Origin of the sequence: Kitasatospora cheerisanensis KCTC 2395, assembly GCF_000696185.1 — a bacterium.
In the GTDB taxonomy this organism is placed as follows: domain Bacteria; phylum Actinomycetota; class Actinomycetes; order Streptomycetales; family Streptomycetaceae; genus Kitasatospora; species Kitasatospora cheerisanensis.
The window spans coordinates 2,306,081-2,323,430 of the sequence record NZ_KK853997.1; the positions used below are offsets into that span (position 1 = coordinate 2,306,081).

16 protein-coding genes and 2 riboswitches are annotated in these 17,350 nt (G+C 72.3%); of the genes, 7 read left to right on the plus strand and 9 right to left on the minus strand.

Features of this window, described 5'->3' with window-relative positions; all coding sequences use genetic code 11:
* Complete coding sequence (locus tag KCH_RS10395) at nt 1-903, plus strand: carbohydrate kinase family protein (RefSeq protein WP_035861790.1); 903 nt, start codon at nt 1-3, stop codon at nt 901-903.
* 5 nt (nt 904-908) lie between these two features.
* On the opposite strand, the gene KCH_RS10400 is transcribed toward KCH_RS10395, so the two are convergent.
* From KCH_RS10400 to KCH_RS10425, 6 genes are all read right to left on the minus strand, one after another.
* The gene (locus tag KCH_RS10400; RefSeq protein WP_051652942.1) at nt 909-2,090 is read right to left on the minus strand and encodes a gluzincin family metallopeptidase; all 1,182 of its coding nucleotides are present in this window, start codon (nt 2,088-2,090) and stop codon (nt 909-911) included.
* Between the two features lie 94 nt (nt 2,091-2,184).
* Nucleotides 2,185-3,237 carry a C40 family peptidase gene (locus KCH_RS10405; protein ID WP_035861792.1) on the minus strand — a complete coding sequence of 351 codons (1,053 nt, stop codon included), beginning with the start codon at nt 3,235-3,237 and terminating at the stop codon, nt 2,185-2,187.
* 224 nt (nt 3,238-3,461) lie between these two features.
* Nucleotides 3,462-4,535, minus strand: coding sequence for a C40 family peptidase (locus KCH_RS10410; RefSeq protein ID WP_035861793.1), 1,074 nt, complete (start codon nt 4,533-4,535; stop codon nt 3,462-3,464).
* A 10-nt stretch (nt 4,536-4,545) separates the two neighbouring features.
* Nucleotides 4,546-4,726: riboswitch (cyclic di-AMP (ydaO/yuaA leader) on the minus strand.
* A gap of 336 nt (nt 4,727-5,062) precedes the next feature.
* Complete coding sequence (locus KCH_RS10415; protein WP_035861795.1) at nt 5,063-6,100, minus strand: C40 family peptidase; 1,038 nt, start codon at nt 6,098-6,100, stop codon at nt 5,063-5,065.
* 192 nt (nt 6,101-6,292) lie between these two features.
* A complete protein-coding gene (locus tag KCH_RS10420) occupies nt 6,293-7,597 on the minus strand; it encodes an NYN domain-containing protein (RefSeq protein ID WP_051653924.1) in 1,305 nt (434 codons plus the stop codon).
* Between the two features lie 297 nt (nt 7,598-7,894).
* The gene (locus tag KCH_RS10425; RefSeq protein ID WP_035861796.1) at nt 7,895-8,161 is read right to left on the minus strand and encodes a hypothetical protein; all 267 of its coding nucleotides are present in this window, start codon (nt 8,159-8,161) and stop codon (nt 7,895-7,897) included.
* 152 nt (nt 8,162-8,313) lie between these two features.
* Here KCH_RS10425 and KCH_RS10430 point away from each other — a divergent pair, with 152 nt between their 5' ends.
* Nucleotides 8,314-9,117 (plus strand): rhomboid family intramembrane serine protease, encoded by an 804-nt coding sequence (locus KCH_RS10430; protein WP_244305270.1) that lies wholly within the window; start codon nt 8,314-8,316, stop codon nt 9,115-9,117.
* The gene (locus tag KCH_RS10435) at nt 9,114-9,395 is read left to right on the plus strand and encodes an Lrp/AsnC ligand binding domain-containing protein (protein WP_035861801.1); all 282 of its coding nucleotides are present in this window, start codon (nt 9,114-9,116) and stop codon (nt 9,393-9,395) included. The genes KCH_RS10430 and KCH_RS10435 overlap by 4 nt, the downstream gene beginning before the upstream one ends.
* 4 nt (nt 9,396-9,399) lie before the next feature.
* Here KCH_RS10435 and KCH_RS10440 read toward each other — a convergent pair whose 3' ends face one another.
* From KCH_RS10440 to KCH_RS10450, 3 genes are all read right to left on the minus strand, one after another.
* Complete coding sequence (locus KCH_RS10440) at nt 9,400-10,776, minus strand: aminotransferase class V-fold PLP-dependent enzyme (protein ID WP_035861804.1); 1,377 nt, start codon at nt 10,774-10,776, stop codon at nt 9,400-9,402.
* A gap of 49 nt (nt 10,777-10,825) precedes the next feature.
* Nucleotides 10,826-10,943: riboswitch (SAM riboswitch) on the minus strand.
* Between the two features lie 147 nt (nt 10,944-11,090).
* Nucleotides 11,091-12,161, minus strand: coding sequence for an anthranilate phosphoribosyltransferase (gene trpD, locus KCH_RS10445; RefSeq protein WP_035861808.1), 1,071 nt, complete (start codon nt 12,159-12,161; stop codon nt 11,091-11,093).
* A gap of 147 nt (nt 12,162-12,308) precedes the next feature.
* The gene (locus KCH_RS10450) at nt 12,309-12,734 is read right to left on the minus strand and encodes a response regulator (protein WP_035861810.1); all 426 of its coding nucleotides are present in this window, start codon (nt 12,732-12,734) and stop codon (nt 12,309-12,311) included.
* A 316-nt stretch (nt 12,735-13,050) separates the two neighbouring features.
* Between KCH_RS10450 and ctaE the strand changes: the two genes are divergently transcribed.
* From ctaE to qcrB, 4 genes are all read left to right on the plus strand, one after another.
* Nucleotides 13,051-13,671, plus strand: coding sequence for an aa3-type cytochrome oxidase subunit III (ctaE, locus tag KCH_RS10455; RefSeq protein WP_035861812.1), 621 nt, complete (start codon nt 13,051-13,053; stop codon nt 13,669-13,671).
* Nucleotides 13,672-13,762: 91 nt separating this feature from the next.
* Complete coding sequence (gene qcrC / locus KCH_RS10460) at nt 13,763-14,584, plus strand: cytochrome bc1 complex diheme cytochrome c subunit (RefSeq protein ID WP_035861813.1); 822 nt, start codon at nt 13,763-13,765, stop codon at nt 14,582-14,584.
* Between the two features lie 8 nt (nt 14,585-14,592).
* Nucleotides 14,593-15,648, plus strand: a complete 1,056-nt coding sequence (gene qcrA / locus KCH_RS10465) for a cytochrome bc1 complex Rieske iron-sulfur subunit (protein ID WP_244305272.1) — start codon at nt 14,593-14,595, stop codon at nt 15,646-15,648.
* The gene (qcrB, locus tag KCH_RS10470; protein WP_035861819.1) at nt 15,645-17,306 is read left to right on the plus strand and encodes a cytochrome bc1 complex cytochrome b subunit; all 1,662 of its coding nucleotides are present in this window, start codon (nt 15,645-15,647) and stop codon (nt 17,304-17,306) included. Before qcrA ends, qcrB begins: the two co-directional genes overlap by 4 nt.
* Nucleotides 17,307-17,350: the final 44 nt, after the last annotated feature.

Here is a 17,350-nt window from a genome sequence, read left to right on the forward strand (position 1 = left end):
ATGATCGACTACGACATCCTGATCGTCGGCGGCGTCGGCGTGGACACCATCGTGCGGGTGGACCGCCTGGAGGTCCCGCCCGGCCGCGACTCGGTGGGCGTGCCCCCGGTGCTCGACTACCCGGCGCACACCGGGAACGGCGTCGCACTCGCCTGCCACGCGCTGGGTCTGCGCACCAAGTTCGCCGACTTCCTCGGCGACGACCCGCAGGGCGCCCTGGTGCTGGCCGAATACGCCCGCCGCGGCCTGGACTTCAGCCACCTGCCCGCCCCCGCCGGCACCCCGCGCAGCGTCAACCTGGTCGACGCGGACGGCCTGCGGTTCTCCTTCTACGACGGCCGCCACCCGGCGGACGCCCGGCTGCCGCGCGAGTTCTGGCTGCCGCTGCTGGAGCGCTCCCGCCACGTCCACCTGTCGATCACCGGCGTCAACCGGGACCTCTACCCGGACATCGAGCGTCTGGGCCGCTCCAGCTCCACCGACCTGCACGCCTGGGACGGCGAGAACGAGCACCACCGCCACTACGCGCTCCGCTCGGACCTGGTGTTCCTGTCCGCGGCGGCCCTCGCCAACCGCCCGGAGGCGGTGATGCGCTCGGTCCTGGCCCAGGGCCGGGCCGAGCTGGTGGTGGCCACCGCGGGCGCGCACGGCTCCTTCCTGCTGACCCGCGAGGACGAGGCGCCCCGGCACTTCCCGGCCGTGGACCCGGGCGCGCCGATCGTGGACAGCAACGGCGCGGGCGACGCGTTCGTCTCCGCCTTCCTGCACCGCCGGCTGGCGGGCCGCCCGGTCGAGGAGTGCATGCGGGCCGGCGCGGCGGCCGGCGCGTTCGCCTGCACCACGGCGGGCACCCACACCGCGTTCCTGGACGCGGCGGGCCTGGACCGGGCGCTCGCGGGCTGAGCCGGTCAGGCCCGGAGGGTGGCCACCTCGGCCTCCCAGTCCTTGGTGAACTCGGCGACGCCGAGGCCGAGTTCGGCCCGGAAGGCACGCTCCAGCCCGCCGCTGCCGTTCTGCCCGACGGCCCGGTACAGCGCCACCAGCCGCTCCGGGCCGTACCGGCGGGCGATCAGGTCGCAGGCCAGCCAGGACAGCTCGTAGGCCTGCGCGATGCCGGCCGAGCCGGCGGTGAAGGCGTCGTCGGCGGGCAGCCCGCTGGGCAGCCGTCCGGCCCGGACGTCCTTGGCGAGTTCGGGGGCGATCTGCCGGACGGTCCGCCCGGCGCCCTGGTAGCCGGTGTAGTCGGCGACGCCCTCGGACAGCCACAGCGGCGTCCACGGCCTGGTGTCGGCCCGGGTGGCGACGTGGGTGGCCTCGTGGGTGACCACCACCCGCCGCCCGAGGTCGCTGAGCTGCCGGTACGCGTCCGGGTTGACCACGATCCGGTCGGCGGGGGTGTGCGTCGGCGCGCCGCCGACCGCCAGGGTGACTGCGGCTATCCCCTGGTACGCGTCCGCGGAGACGTCCATCCGGCGGGCGAACTGCTGGACGGTGAGCGGCAGTTCGAGCAGCAGCCGGCCGGGCTTCCAGGCGCCCCAGACCGATTCGACGATCGGCATCGAGCGCTCGGCGAGGGCGGCCAGGTCGGCCAGTTCGGCGTCCTCGCCGAGCCCCAGCACCAGGCAGTGCGGCGCGTTCGCGGACCGGACGGCGCCCAGGTCCCAGGGCGCGGCGGCGCCGGTGGGCACCTCCCGGACCACCCGCCAGCCGGCCCGGTCGCGGACGAGTTCGACCTGCCGCTCCAGCAGCGCCGGGTAGTCGTCCACGCCGGAGATCCGGTAGCCGAGCTCGGCGCCGACGGTCAGCCGGTCCACGCCCGGCGCGGGCTCGGTGAAGGTGGTCGGCCGCAGCGTGTACTCGGTGAACCGGATCGCGGCGGTGCGGGCCAGCAGGTCCCGGTCGGCCTCCTCGGCGCCCGGGGCCGTCGGCATCAGGCCGGCGTCGCGCCGCAGGATCGCCTCCGCGCGCTGCGCCAGCGCCCGGGTGACGGCCTCCCGGCTGCCGGCCGGCGTGCCGGGCCGGGCGGGGCGGCGGCCGCGCCGGACGGCTCGGCGGGCCGGACCCGGGGCAGCGAGAGCTGGGCGGCGCACCCGGCGGCGGCCAGCAGGGCGGCCCGCCGGGACAGCGGCGCACCGGCCCGCCGCGGGGCCTGCGGCAGGTCGGTGACCAGGGGCTCGTGCTGGTTCAGACCCGCACCACCGAGTTGACCGGCATCGCGCTGACGCTCTCGTAGCGGACCCGGGCCCCGGGGTGGGGCGCATGCACGACGACACCGCCGCCGGCGTACATGCCGACGTGGTGCCTGTCCTTGAAGAAGATCACCAGGTCTCCGGGCCGGGCTTCGGCGAGGCTCACCCGCCGGCCGGCCGAGGCCTGTTCCTGCGAGGTCCGCGGCAGGGTCACTCCGGCCTGCCGCCACGCCCAGTACATCAGACCGGAGCAGTCGAACGTGCCGGGCCCGGTGGATCCGTACACGTACGGGGAGCCGATCTTCGAGACGGCGGCGGCCAGCGCGGCCGCGGCGCGCTCGGAGGCGGGGGGCTGGTCGCCGAGGTCGAGCCGGTCGGCGCCGCGGGCGGCGCGCGCCTGGGCCTCCCGGGCGTCCTCGTCGGCGAGCCGGGCCCGGTCGGCGGGCGCGAGCCGCCCCAGCAGCCGCTGGGCCTGGGCGAGGCGGCTGCGGACCTCCTCCTTGGCGGCGGCCAGCCGGTCCCGGGCCTGTTCGAGCTCGGCGAGCTTGGCGGTGGTCTCCTGCCGGCGCTGGTCGAGCCGGCGCTGCCGCTCGCGCAGGTCGCGCAGGATGTCGTTCTGCCGGTCGGTGGCCTGGCCGAGCGAGCGGGCGCCGGACAGGTAGGCGGCCGGGTCGTTGTCGAGCATCAGCCGGACGGTGGGGTCGATGCCCTGGGAGCGGTACTGGGCGGCGGCGACGGCGCCCAGGTCGGCGCGCAGCCGGTTGAGCTCGTCCTGCCCGGCGGCGACCTGCCCCTGCAGCGTGCCGGCCTCGGTCTGCAGCCGCTTCTGCTGCTCCAGCGCGGCGTTGTACTTCTCGGACGCCTGCTCGGTCTCCTCGTACAGCCGGTCGACCTGCGCCTTGACCTCGCTGCGGTCCGGCGGGTCGGCCGGGGTGGCGGTGGCCGGGCCGACGCCGAGCTGGAGCACTCCGGCCGCGGCGGCCGTGAGCGCCAGGACGCGGGCGAGGCGCTGGACACCGGGCAGTGGGGGGCGACGGTGCACGGACACGTGCGACGACTCCGTTCCTGCGGCCGGCCTCCGCCGCCGCCCGCGGCTCGGGCGGCCGTCCGCACGGGGGGCCGGGCCAGAGGTTAGCGAGTCGGACGGATCCAGTCCAAACCCCGACAGCACCGAATATTTGACCGCGAATCGGACACCGGAACGAGCCCGCCGGGAAAGGCAACGGCCCGGCACCCCGTGCGGGGTACCGGGCCGGAGGCTCCGACGGTCCGTCAGATCCGGACGATCTTGTTGATCGGCATCACGGTGGCCGACTCGTAGCGGACCTGCGCGCCGGTGTGCGGGGCGTGCACGATCTGCCCGTTGCCGACGTACATGCCGACGTGGTGCTGGTCGCCGTAGTAGATGATCAGGTCGCCCGGACGGGCGTTGGCGATGTTGGTGCCGAGGCTGGTGCCGGCGCCCGCCTGGGCCTGCGAGGTGCGCGGGATGGACACGCCCGCCTGCGCGTACGCCCACTGCATCAGGCCGGAGCAGTCGAAGGTGCTCGGGCCGGCCGCGCCGTACGAGTACCAGCTGCCCAGCTTGGACAGCGCGGCGCTCATCGCGGCGCCCGCGTAGCCGGCCGGGGCCGGGGCCGCGGCCACGGCGCCGAGGTCGGCGCGGGCGGTGTCGCGGGAGGCACGCTCGGCCTGGGTGCGGGACTCGGAGGCGGCCTTGGCCTCGGCCGCGGCGAGCTCGTCGCGCTCCTTCTGGGTGAGCGTGTTGAGCAGCTCCTGCGCCTTGGCCAGCTTCGCCTGGACGTCCTCCTTCTCGGCCTTGAGGGCCTTGGTGGTGGTGTCCAGCTCGGCGAGCTTCTGCTCGGCCTCCTTGCGCTGGCCGTCGAGCTTGGCCTGCTCGGCCTTGAAGCTCTTCAGCAGGTCGGCCTGGGTGGCGCCGACGGTGTTGAGCGTGCCGGCCTGCCCGAGGAAGGTGTCGGGGCTGCTGGACAGCATCAGCTGCATGGTCTGCGGGATGCCGCCGCTGCGGTACTGCTCGGCGGCGATGGTGGCCAGGCTCTCCTGAACGGTGGTCACCTGGTCCTGCTGGCGGGCCAGCTGGTCCTGCAGCTGGGAGACCTGCTTCTGCAGGTTCTGCTGCTTCTCGACCGAGGCGTTGAGCGCTTCGGTCTTCACCTCGGCGTCTTCGTTGAGCTGGTCGACCTGCTGCTTGACCTGGTCCTTGGTGGGCGCCGGGTCGGCGTGCGCGCCGGTCTGGGCGGACAGCGCCACGGCGGTGGCGGCAGCGGCAGTGAGAATCGAGACCCGGGCACGGCCGACGGGCTTGGGACGACGATGGGACGCCACGAAGGCGGACTCCTTCTTCCTCACACCGCCTACCGGGTGAGCTGACGGGTTCGGGCCGGAAGAGATGCCCTACGGCGCCTCACCGCCCGCTGTCGCGGCCGACCTGGCGCCGATTCACCCCGGGGGAACGTGGTTCCCCGGCTCCGTTCGACAGCACCCCCGCAGGGGATCCCCGTCGGCGGATCACGTTCTGACGATCCGCCCGCTGCGTCACGGACTCGGCGGCGACCTCCGCCGTCGCCCCCCATGGGCGATCGACTCTGCGGCGGTCGAAGCACGACCCTAGTAACCGATCCGTGATCCGTTCAAATCCTTGTCAGAAAAAAATCTGATTCTGAGTCAATGTGAATGGGAAAACTGACCGAAAGTAAGGGATTCGTTGCACAGTGCGCAGCATTTCCCTCCGTTCGGCTCAGAAACGCAACGCCCGGACGTGTCGTAGATCACAGGAGGATCTCGACCCGTCCGGGCGTGTCACGGTGCGTCAGTTGTCGCCCTATGGGGCGTATGTCCGATTCTTCGGGGCGTCAGACCCGGCGGATCGTCGAGATCGGCAGGGTGTCGGCCTTCATGGTCTTCACCACGTCGCCGGTGCGCGGCGCGTGCACCACCAGGCCGTTGCCGATGTACATGCCCACGTGGTGCCGGTCGCTGTAGTAGACGACCAGGTCGCCGGGCTGGGCGTTGCGCCAGTCGGTGCCCACGTTGGTGCCGACGGTGGCCTGCGACTGCGAGGTGCGCGGCAGCGAGACGCCGGCCTTCGCGTACGCCCAGACCATCAGGCCGGAGCAGTCGAAGGTGCTCGGGCCGGTCGCGCCCCACACGTAGGCCGCGCCCTGCTTGCTGAGCGCCGCCGACACCGCGGTGGCCGCGTAGCCGCTGGCCGGCGGCAGGGTGGACGGGTCGACCCGGGAGGAGCTGCGCGAGGCCGCGCCGTCACCGCCGCGCAGGATCGCGGCGCGGTCGGCGGCGGACAGCTGGCTGAGCAGCTTCTGCGCCTGCTGCAGCTTGGTCTGCACGTCGTTCTTGGCGTCGTTGAGCGCCTGGGTGGAGCTGTCCAGCTCGGCCAGGACGGCCGCGGCCTCCTGCTTCTGCTGGTCCAGCCGGCGCTGCTGGTCCTTCAGCGAGCGCAGCGTCTCGGCCTGGGTGCTGGCGGCCTGGTCGAAGGAGGAGGCCTGGTCCAGGTACTTGTCCGGGTCGGAGGAGAGCATCAGGCGCATCGACGGGTCGACGCTGCCCTGGCGGTACTGGTCGCCGGCCACCGCCGCCAGCCCGGAGGCCAGGTCGGTCAGCTGCTCCTGGCCGCGGGCCACCTGGTCCTGCAGCTGGTCGGCCTGCTTGCGCAGCTGGTCGGCCTTCTCCTTGGCGCCGTTGTACTTCTCGGCGGCCTGCTCCTGCTCCTCCAGCAGCTTGTCGACCTGCGCCTTGACCTCGTCCTTGCTCGGCTGGGCCGGCGCGGCGTGCGCACTCACCTGGGCCGACAGGGCGACCGCGGTCGCGGCGGCAGCGGTGAGCACGGTCACCCGGGCGCGACTCGGCTGCTTGGGACGGCGGTGGGAGGCCAAGGGGGGCTCCTTCTTCCTGCTGGACTCACCCGTACGGGCGATAGTCCGGAATATAGGTTTGACGCCAGACCCTAGTGAAGTCCCCACCCCCGCGTCCACTCCCCGGGGGCTCCCGGATCCGCTTCTCCGCCCGCCTTCACGACACCGACACACTCCGGCCGCCGGAGGGCCTCTGACCTGCCGTCAGTCCGTTCAGCTGCGCGACAGCCGGTTCAGCAGCAGCACCGAGGCCACCGGGCGGGCGCCGGCCTTGCGGACCCCGTCCGCGACCTCCTTGTCGGTGGAGACCACCACCACCGGCCGCCCCTGCGGCTCGGCCCGCACCAGGCGGCGGATCAGCTCGTCCGCGGTCTCCCCGGTCCGGCTGAACCGGACCCGCACACCGCGCGGCGGGGCCATGATCACCGGCACGTCCAGGTCCTGGCCGTCGAACACGCAGGTCACCTCCGCCTGGGTCCGCTGCGCCAGCATCGCCAGCCCGCCCAGCAGCCTCAACCGCTGCTGCTCCAGCGGCAGTTGCGGGTAGCCGGTCTTGGTCACGTTGTAGCCGTCCACCACCAGGTGGACCTGCGGGATGGCCAGCAGCTGGTCCAGCAGCGCCGGGTCGTCCTCGGCCAGGCCGCGCCGGGCCACGTCGTGCGGCGAGGCCGAACCGGGCTCCACCGCCTCCACCAGATCGGCCGGGCGCAGCGCCGTCACCGGCAGCGCCAGCTCCCGCTGCAGGCCCTGCGCGGACTGCAGCACGGTGTCCAGCAGCAGGCGCAGCCGCATGTCCTCGACGCTGCGGCCCTCCCGGGCGGTGCGCCGGCCGCTCTCCACCGCGGCCTCCAGCTCGGCGACCCGGTGCCGCAGCCGGCGGGCCTCGCTCTCGGCGGCGCTGCGCTCGCTCGCGGCGGCGGCCCGGGCGGCCTCCAGCTCGGCGGCCAGCCGGCGGCTCTCGGCCTGCGCCCGGCGGGTGTCGGCCTCCAGCGAGCGGACCTTCTTGCGCAGCGAGTCGGCCTCCCGCCGCACCCCTTCGGACTCGGCGCGGTGCCGCTCCAGTTCGCCGCGGGCGGCGGACCGGGCCTCGGCGAGTTCCTCCTGCAGCTTCTCGGCGAGCCGGACGGCCTCGGCGGCGGCGCCCTCGGCGTCGACCCGCTCGGCCTGCTCGCCGGCCTCCTCGACCAGCCGGGCCCAGCCGGCCGGCCGCACCAGGTAGGCGGCGGCGGCCACGTCCATCGGATCGGCGGCGGCCGGCACGGTGCCCGCCTCCAGCGCGCGCACCAGGTCGGGCTGGCCGAGCCGCAGCCGCTCGGCTATCCGCAGCCGGAACGCCGGGTCCGACTCCAGTGCGGCGGCCAGCGCGGTCGCCGCGTACTTGGCCCGCCGGGCCGGGGTGAACTTGGCGTACGGGCGCAGCGCGGCGGGCAGTTCACCGGCCGCGATGCCGCCGAGCGCGTCGGAGGCGATGCCGACCACCCGGCGCCGGACGCCCTCGGGCAGCACCCGGACGGCCATCTCGCCGTTGCCGTCCTCGGAGTCCGGGGCGGTCGCGGCCGCCGCGGGCCCGTCGGTCTGCTGGACCGGAGCGGGCGCGGTCCCGTCCGTGCCCGCGGGCGCGTTCGCTGCCTCCGCCACTGTTCTCGGCTCCGATCCTGGTCCGGGGGCGGGCCCCGGCGGGTGCCGGGGGCGTTGGAATCCGCCGCTGCTTGCAATTGTCCCGTCTACCGTGCCGCACCGACAGCACCCCGCCGACGAGTCCGCCCCGCGTCCCTTGTCCGGGGACGGACGGGGACGCGGGGCGGTGGAAGTGCGTCAGCCCTGCTCGGGGGCGCCGTCCGTGAGCTCCTCGGCGCCGGGGCGGGCCACCAGCTCGACCTGGTCCACGGCGTTGCACCAGCGGCAGCGCACCGACTCGATGGTCTCGGAGAGCACCTGGGTCTCCTCGACCTTGGAGTCGCCGGACAGGTCGAAGTGCAGGAAGTCGATCACCCGCGAGGAGCGGGTGACGTCGAAGCGGGTGAGGTTGCCGCACAGGGTGCAGCGCCAGCGGGTCTCGGCAGTCGGCGCGGCGATGGTCATCAGAGTGGTCCCTCTCGGCTGGTCCCGGTTTCCGGGCCTCCAGCCTATTGCCTGTGCTCCGGGGGCCGGGTCACCGGTCCACAGCCCGGACGCTCACCTGGACGGAGCAGCGCCCGGTGTCGCGGGTGCGCCCCCGAGGAATGCTCACCGTCATGGTGCTCTCCGCCCCTGCCCGGGCCGGCTCGCCGGCGGCCGAGCGGGCCGCCCGCACCCCGGTCGTCAGCTACCTGCTGATCGCGCTGTCCGCGCTGGTCCTGATCGTCGGCCCGTCCGGTCCGGACCCGTCGTACGGCGGCGGCGACGCCCGGGCCTGCGCCGAGCAGCGCTACGAGCACCGCTGGGGCGCGGTGCCGGCCGAGTTGCTGAGCGGCAGCCCCCTGACGGCCGCTCAGCTGTCCGCGCTGCCCCCGGCGGCGCCGGGCTGCGTGCTGCCGCCCACGCCCGGCAAGGTTCCCGAACTGTCGGTGCTCACCTCGCTGTTCGTCCACGCGGGCTGGCTGCACCTGATCGGCAACCTGCTGTTCCTGTTCGTCTTCGGCCCGGCCGTGGAGTCGCGGCTGGGCCGGTTCCGCTTCCTGACCGGCTACCTGGCGATCGGCTACCTGGCCACCTACGGCTACGCGGTGGCCGAGGCGCACACCGCGGACGGGATGCGCGCCCTGGTCGGCGCGTCCGGCGCGATCGCCGGGGTGCTGGGCGCGTACCTGCGGCTGTGGCCGCGGGCCCGGGTGACCGCGCTGGTGCCGGTCCTGCTGTTCCTCCCGCTGCGCCTGCCGGCCTGGCTGGTGCTCGGGCTGTGGTTCGCGCTGCAGGGCTGGTCCGTCGGCGCGGGCGGCAACGGGGTGGCCTATCTGGTGCACGTGATCGGCTTCGTGACGGGCTGGCTGTTCGCCTGGGCCGCCCGTCCGGCGGGCGATACCCTGGGCGCACCTTCTCGAACAGGAGTTGCTCAGTGATCACCGCGATCGTCCTCATCAACACCAGCGTCGACCGGATCCCCGAGATCGCCGAGGCGATCGCCGCCATCGAGGGCATCAGCGAGGTCTACTCGGTCACCGGCACCTACGACCTGGTCGCGATGGTGCGGGTGCGCAACCACGAGGACCTGGCCGAGGTGATCCCCGGCCGCCTCAACAAGATCCCGGGCGTCTCCAACACCGAGACCCACATCGCGTTCCGCACCTACTCGCAGCACGACCTGGAGGCCGCGTTCTCGCTCGGCCTGGACGAGTAGCCGCTCAGCGCCCCCGGCCCCGGTCGATCTGCTCGGTGGCGACGCAGCGCCCGCCCTCGTTGCGGTAGCTCCACCGCGCGCCGTCGGTGACCAGGTCCCGAACCGCCGTCAGGAACCGGTCCAGGTGCTCGACGGGGGTGCCGGCGCCGAAGCTGACCCGGATCGCGTTCAGGCTGCGCTCCCCCGGCAGCGAGGGCTCGGGGGCGCCGCACTCGCTCGGCGCGGCGTCCTCGCCGCCGAGCAGGGTCCGCACCAGCGGGTGCGCGCAGAACAGCCCGTCCCGGACGCCGATGCCGTACTCGGCGGACAGCGCGGCCGAGAAGTGCGAGCTGTTCCAGCCGCGCACCACGAAGGACACCACGCCGACCCGGTCGGCGTGCTCGCCGAACAGGCTGAGCACCCGCACCTCGGGGATCGCGGCCAGACCCTCCGTCAGCTTCGCCACCAGCGCCCGCTCCCGGGCCTCCAGCTCGTCGAAGCCGGCCTCGGTCAGCGCCCGGCAGGCCGAGGCGATCGCGTACGCGCCGATCACGTTCGGCGAGCCGGCCTCGTGCCGGGCCGGACCGGTGTGCCACTCCACCGCCACCGAGCCGTCCAGTTCGCGCGCCACGGTCCGGCTCGCCCCGCCGCCGGCCAGGTACGGGTCGGCCGCGTCCAGCCAGTCCGACCGGCCCGCCAGCACGCCGGCGCCGAACGGCGCGTACAGCTTGTGGCCGGAGAACGCGATCCAGTCGACGTCCAACTCCCGCACCGAGACCCGGTGGTGGGGCGCCAGCTGGGCCGCGTCCAGCACCACCCGGGCGCCGTACCGGTGCGCGACCGCGGTCAGTTCGCGGACCGGCCACAGCTCGCCGGTGACGTTCGACGCGCCGGTGACGCAGAACAGCTTCGGCCCGTCGGCCGCGCCGAGCAGCGCCTCCTCCAGCGCGGCCACCGCCTCGGTGTGCGAACGCGGGGCCCGCAGGTAACGCACCGTCAGGCCCTCGCGGCGCCAGGGCAGCAGCGACGCGTGGTGCTCGGTCTCGAACGCGAACACCTCGGTCCCGGCCGGCACCGCCCCGGCCAGCAGGTTCAGCGAGTCGGTGGTCGCCCGGGTGAACACCACCTGGTCGCCGTCCCGCAGGTCCAGGAACTCGGCGACGGTCCGCCGGCTCTGCTCGAACAGGTCGGTCGACAGCTGCGACAGGTACCCGGCGCCCCGGTGCACGGACCCGTAGTACGGCGCGTACGCCGCCACGTCCTCCCACACCCGGGCCAGCGCCGGCGCGCTCGCCGCGTAGTCCAGCGCCGCGTAGCCGACCTTCTCCCCCGACGCCAGCGGAACCTCGACGTCCTGGCCCAGCACGGCCAGCGGCTCACAGATTTCGGTGGTCACGGACATGGGTGCACTCCTCCACGGGACAAGGACCCCGGGGGTGCAAACGACCGGAAGTCCGCGCTTGCCGCGCGGACGGATCGCCACGCAGCCCGGTCCTCACCCAGGGCACCCCGCCACGGACGGAGGGTTGCCGGACAGCAAGCTGGGGCTTGTCGCTGCCACTCATGACCTGCGCAGCACGATACACGAGCGGCCCGTCGACTCAAGCCCCGTCCACTCCGTGGACTGCCCGCCCGACGCCCCGTCACTCCCGCGCCCGCGAACGGCAAGGTCCGCCCGGCGGGAGCAACTCCCCTCGCCGGGCGGACCTTTGACGCTCACTGGGTCGCTTCGGCCCACCGCTTCAGCAGCTCCCCCGCCGCCCCGGAGTCGATCGCCGCCGCCGTCCGCGCCATCCCCGCCGCGAGCTGCTCGCCGAGCGGCGCGTCCGTCAGCTCCAGCGCGACCAGCGCGGCGGCGCTGTTGAGCAGCACCGCGTCCCGCACCGGCCCGCGCTCGCCGTTCAGGACGCGCCGCGCGACGGCCGCGTTGAACTCCGCGTCCGCGCCCCGCAGCGCCTCGATCCCGACCAGCTCGATGCCGACCTCCCGCGGGTCGAACCGGGTCTCCGTCACCTCGCCGTCCCGGATCACCCAGACGTGGGACGTGGTGGTGATGGTCAGCTCGTCGAGCCCGTCGTCGCCCCGGAAGACCAGCCCCTGCCCGCCGCGCCGGGCGAGGACGCCGGCGATCAGCCCGGCCAGCCGGGTGTCGAAGCAGCCGACGGCGTGGGCGCCGACCTTGGCCGGGTTGGTGAGCGGGCCGAGGATGTTGAACACGGTGGGGACGGCGAGTTCGGCGCGGGCCTGCGCCGTGTACCGCATCGAGGGGTGGAACTTGGCGGCGAAGCAGAAGGTCAGCCCGACCTCCTCGGCCACCGCCGCGACCCGCTCGGCGGACAGGTCGAGATTGATGCCGAGCCGCCCGAGCACGTCCGAGGAGCCGGACGCCGAGGAGGAGGCCCGGTTGCCGTGCTTGACCACCTTCGCGCCGGCCGCCGCGGCGGCCACCGCCGACATGGTGGAGATGTTGACGGTCTTGGCCCGGTCGCCGCCGGTGCCGACGATGTCGACGGCCGGCCCGGGGATCTCCAGCGGCACGGCGTGCGCGTACATCGTCTCGACCAGGCCGGCGATCTCCTCGACCGTCTCGCCCTTGCCGCGCAGCGCGATCAGGAAGCCGGCCACCTGCACGGGGCTGGCCTCGCCGCTCATGATCCGGTCCATCGCCCAGGCGGTGTCCGCCTGGGCGAGGTCCTCGCCGCGGAGCAGGGCGCTCAGGACGTCGGGCCAGGTGCGGACCACCTGCGCGGGGTCGCTACCGCCGTTCGCAGAGTGCACGTTCACCATGGCCGTCTCCAGCTCTCGTCTTGTCGCAGAGGAATGGAGTCAGCCTATCGAGCGAGCGGGGACGGCCGCCCTGACTTGCCGTCCCCTTCTCTCCAGTTGAGACGCCGGGTGAGACGCGCGGCCGGCCGCACGGCCGGAGCGGCCGCCTCAGTGCGCGGCCGGCGCCCGCCGGGCGAGCCGGGCCCGCAGCAGCGTGGTCGCGGCGTCGGCGAGCGCGACCGGGTCGACGGGGTGGGAGATCGCGGCGTCGGCCCGGCTCCAGGCGGCCAGCCAGGAGTCCTGCGGGCGGCCGATCAGCACCAGCACCGGCGGGCAGCCGTAGATCTCGTCCTTCAGTTGCCGGGTGAGGCCGAGTCCGCCGGCGGGCACCGCCTCGCCGTCCAGGACGCACAGGTCGACGCCGCCCTTCTCCAGTGCCCGCAGCACCGCGGCGGAGGTGGCGCACTCCAGGTACTCCACCGCGGGGACGTCCCCGGCGGGGTGCCGGCCGAGGGCGAGGGTCACCTGCTCACGGGTGTTGCGGTCGTCGCTGTAGACGAGAACGGTGAGCGTCTCGTCGGAGTGCTGCGCCATGTCCCCTGCTTCCTGGTGCTCGTCCTCTTATATGTGTCCGCGCGGACCGCGACGGCGCGCGGGCCCCGACCGAACGGCCCAGTGTGACCCGGACCACGTCCTGGGACGGATGCTACTCCGGCGGGCCCGTCCTGAAGAGACCCCGACGCGATCTCGCTCAAGCCGCCGCGCCACGGGCTCACCCCCGCGGCCCACTTCCCTCACCCGATCCGAACAACCGTCAGAAAACGGGCGAGGTGCGAGGCGGGCATACCTCACGCACCGGACACTCCGAGGGAGACCCCCCGGCGTGAAGACGGAATAAGGGACCGACATAATGTCCGTCGTGGCGACAGCAACAGCAACAGAAACCGGACACGCGCACGGAGCGGTCAACAGGCCGAACCTGGTCAGCGTGGGAACCATTGTCTGGCTGAGCTCGGAGCTGATGTTCTTCGCGGCCCTGTTCGCGATGTACTTCACCCTCCGCTCGGTCAAGGGCGCCGAGTTCTGGCACGAGAAGGCCCATGCCCTCAACGTGCCCTTCTCCTCGGTCAACACCACGATCCTGGTGCTCTCCTCACTCACCTGCCAGCTCGGCGTGTTCGCCGCCGAGCGCGGTGACGTGAAGAAGCTGCGCTCCTGGTTCGTGATCACCTTCGTGATGGGCGCCATCTTCATCGGCGGCCAGATCTTCGAGTACACCGACCTGGTCAAGAAGGACGGCCTGTCGCTGTCCTCCGACCCGTACGGCACGGTGTTCTACCTGACCACCGGCTTCCACGGACTCCACGTGACGGGTGGTCTGATCGCCTTCCTGCTGGTCCTCGGCCGGACCTACGCGGCGCGGCGCTTCACCCACGAGCAGGCCACTGCGGCGATCGTGGTGTCGTACTACTGGCACTTCGTCGACGTTGTGTGGATCGGCCTGTTCGCGACCATCTACCTGATCAAGTAACAGCCGCCCCGCCCCTGACCCGGCGTCACCTCGACGCATGGGAGTCGGGGGCAGGCTGCTGCCGACCAGATCCTGACACCGGGGTTATTCCGTGAAAAAGCTCTCCGCACGACGGCGCCACCCACTGGCGGCGGTCGTCGTTCTACTTCTCGCCCTGGCGGCCACCGGGGGGCTGTACGCCGCTTTCGCGCCCGCCGAGAAGGCGCAGGCCGACAGCTCCTCGCAGTCGCTCGCCATCGACGAGGGCAAGAAGCTCTTCGCCGTCGGCTGCTCCTCCTGCCACGGCCTGAACGGCCAGGGCACTTCTGACGGTCCGTCGCTGGTCGGCGTCGGCTCTGCTGCTGTCGACTTCCAGGTCGGCACCGGCCGCATGCCGGCCCAGCAGCCGGGCGCGCAGGTGCCGCGCAAGAAGACCGTCTACTCCCAGTCCGAGATCGACCAGCTGGCCGCCTACGTGGCCTCGCTCGGCCCGGGCCCGGTCGTCCCGACCCCGGACCAGTACCAGCCGTCCGAGGACAAGCTCACCAACGCCGAGCAGGTCGCCAAGGGTGGCGAGCTGTTCCGCACCAACTGCGCCCAGTGCCACAACTTCGCCGGCAAGGGCGGCGCGCTGACCGACGGCAAGTACGCCCCGTCCCTCGAGGGCGTGGACGCCAAGCACATCTACGAGGCCATGCAGACCGGCCCGCAGAACATGCCGTCGTTCCCCGACACCACCATGCCGGAGGAGCAGAAGCGCGAGATCGTGGCCTTCGTCCGTAACACGAACGACGAGCCCAACCCCGGTGGTCTTGCGCTGGGCAGCCTCGGTCCGTTCACCGAGGGCCTGTTCAGCTGGATCTTCGGTCTCGGCACGCTGATCGCGATCGCGATCTGGGTCGCCGCCCACACCACCAAGGCCAAGAAGTCATGAGCCACGACATGTCAGAGAACCTGCCGGAGGCGCACGGCGCCTCCCACGGCACTGAGGTCGTCACCCACGACGACCCGTTCGCCGACCCGGGCCTGCCGGCCCACGAGCCGCGTCGGACCGACATCGACGAGCGGGCCGCCAAGCGGGCCGAGCGCCAGGTGTCGCTGATGTTCGTGGTGTCGATGCTGGCGACCGTCGGCTTCATCGCGTCCTACGCGTCGATCGACGCCGACAAGCTGGTCTACATCTTCCCGCTGGGCAAGGTCAGCGCCCTCAACTTCGCCCTGGGCATGACCCTCGGCGTGGCGCTGTTCTGCATCGGCGCGGGCGCGGTCCACTGGGCCCGCACCCTGATGTCGGACCACGAGCTGCCGGCCGAGCGTCACCCGATCGAGGCCTCGGACGAGGTCCGCAACGACGTCATCGAGCAGTTCAAGACCGGTGCCGCGGAGTCCGGCTTCGGCCGCCGCAAGATGATCCGCAACACCCTGATCGGCTCGATGGCCCTGGTGCCGCTGTCCGGTGTGGTGCTGCTGCGCGACCTGGGCCCGCTGCCCGAGGACAAGCTCATGCACACCGGCTGGGCCGAGGCCAAGCCGGCCGAGCCGATCCGCCTGGTCAACATGAACACCGACCAGCCGATGAAGCCCGAGGACATCATTCAGGGCTCGCTGACCTTCGCCAAGCCGCACGGCCTGGAGGAGTCGGACGAGGACTTCCAGCAGCAGATCGCCAAGGACGCCCTGATGCTCGTCCGGATCGCTCCGGAGGACATCAAGGACGCCAAGTCCCGGGACAAGGGCTTCGAGGGCATCCTCGCCTACTCGAAGATCTGCACCCACGTCGGCTGCCCGATCTCGCTGTACGAGCAGCAGACCCACCACGCGCTCTGCCCCTGCCACCAGTCGACCTTCGACCTGGCGGACGGCGCTCGCGTCATCTTCGGCCCGGCCGGCCACCCGCTGCCCCAGCTGAAGATCACCACCGATGAGCAGGGCTTCCTGGTCGCCACCGGCGACTTCGACGAGCCCGTCGGCCCGAGTTACTGGGAGCGCAAGCGATGAGCACCGCGAGCGGCACCAACAGCGGTGCCTCCAAGCCGGCCAGCACGCGCGCCAAGCCCGCCAACAAGGCCGAGGCGGCTGCGGACTGGGTCGACGGCCGGCTGGGGATCTACTCCCTGGCCAAGGCCAACCTGCGCAAGATCTTCCCGGACCACTGGTCCTTCATGCTCGGTGAGATCTGCCTCTACAGCTTCATCATCATCATCCTCACGGGTGTGTACCTGACGCTGTTCTTCAAGCCGAGCATGGCGGAGACCGTCTACCACGGCAGCTACCTGCCGCTGAACGGCATCCGCATGTCGGAGGCGTACGCCTCGACGGTGAACATCAGCTTCGAGGTCCGCGGCGGTCTGCTGATCCGTCAGATCCACCACTGGGCCGCGCTGGTCTTCGTCGCCGCGATGTTCGTGCACATGATGCGCGTCTTCTTCACCGGCGCGTTCCGCAAGCCGCGCGAGATCAACTGGCTGTTCGGCTTCCTGCTGCTGTGCCTGGGCTTCTTCGACGGCTTCTTCGGCTACTCGCTGCCGGACGACCTGCTGTCGGGTACCGGTATCCGCTTCATGGAGGGCGCGATCCTGGCGGTGCCGATCGTCGGCACCTACATCCAGATGTTCCTGTTCGGCGGCGAGTTCCCGGGCACCGACATCATCCCGCGCTTCTTCACCATCCACGTGCTGCTCATCCCGGGCATCATGCTGGGCCTGCTGGTCGCGCACCTGATCCTGGTCTTCTACCACAAGCACACCCAGTGGGCGGGCCCGGGCAAGACCGAGAAGAACGTCGTCGGCATGCCGCTGATGCCGGTCTACATGGCCAAGGCCGGTGGCTTCTTCTTCCTGGTGTTCGGCATCATCGCGGCGATGTCCGCGATCGCCACCATCAACCCGGTGTGGGCGTACGGCCCGTACCGTCCGGACCAGGTGTCCACCGACGCCCAGCCCGACTGGTACATGGGCTTCGCCGAAGGCCTGATCCGCTTCATGCCGGGCTGGGAGATCTCCGTCTGGGGCGGCCACACCCTGAACCTGGGCGTGTTCATCCCGCTGATGATCTTCCCGCTGGTCCTGGTCGCGATCGCGGTCTACCCGTTCATCGAGTCCTGGGTCACCGGCGACAAGCGCGAGCACCACATCCTGGACCGCCCGCGCAACGCCCCGGTCCGCACCGCGCTCGGCGCGGCCTGGATCTCGCTGTACCTGGTCCTGCTGGCCGGTGGTGGCAACGACCTGATCGCCACCCACCTGCACATGTCGATCAACACGATCACGTACTTCGTCCGGGTCGGCTTCTTCGTGGTGCCGGTCATCACCTTCTTCGTCACCAAGCGCTGGTGCCTCGGCCTGCAGCGCCGTGACAAGGACAAGGTGCTGCACGGCCGCGAGTCGGGCATCATCAAGCGCCTGCCGCACGGTGAGTTCGTCGAGGTCCACACCCCGCTGTCGCAGGCGGACCTGCACACCCTCACCTCGCACGAGCAGCCCGAGCCCCTGGAGCTGCCGGCCGAGACCGACGAGAACGGCGTGGCCCGCAAGGCCGGCGTGGTCGCCAAGACCCGGACGAAGCTCTCCGAGGGCTTCTACGGCGAGGGCAACCAGATCGCCAAGCCCACCTCCGAGGAGTACCTGGAGATCACCAGCGGCCACGGCCACCACTGATCCCTAGCTGTCACGCCACGTCAGAACCCCCATCGGCCCCGGCC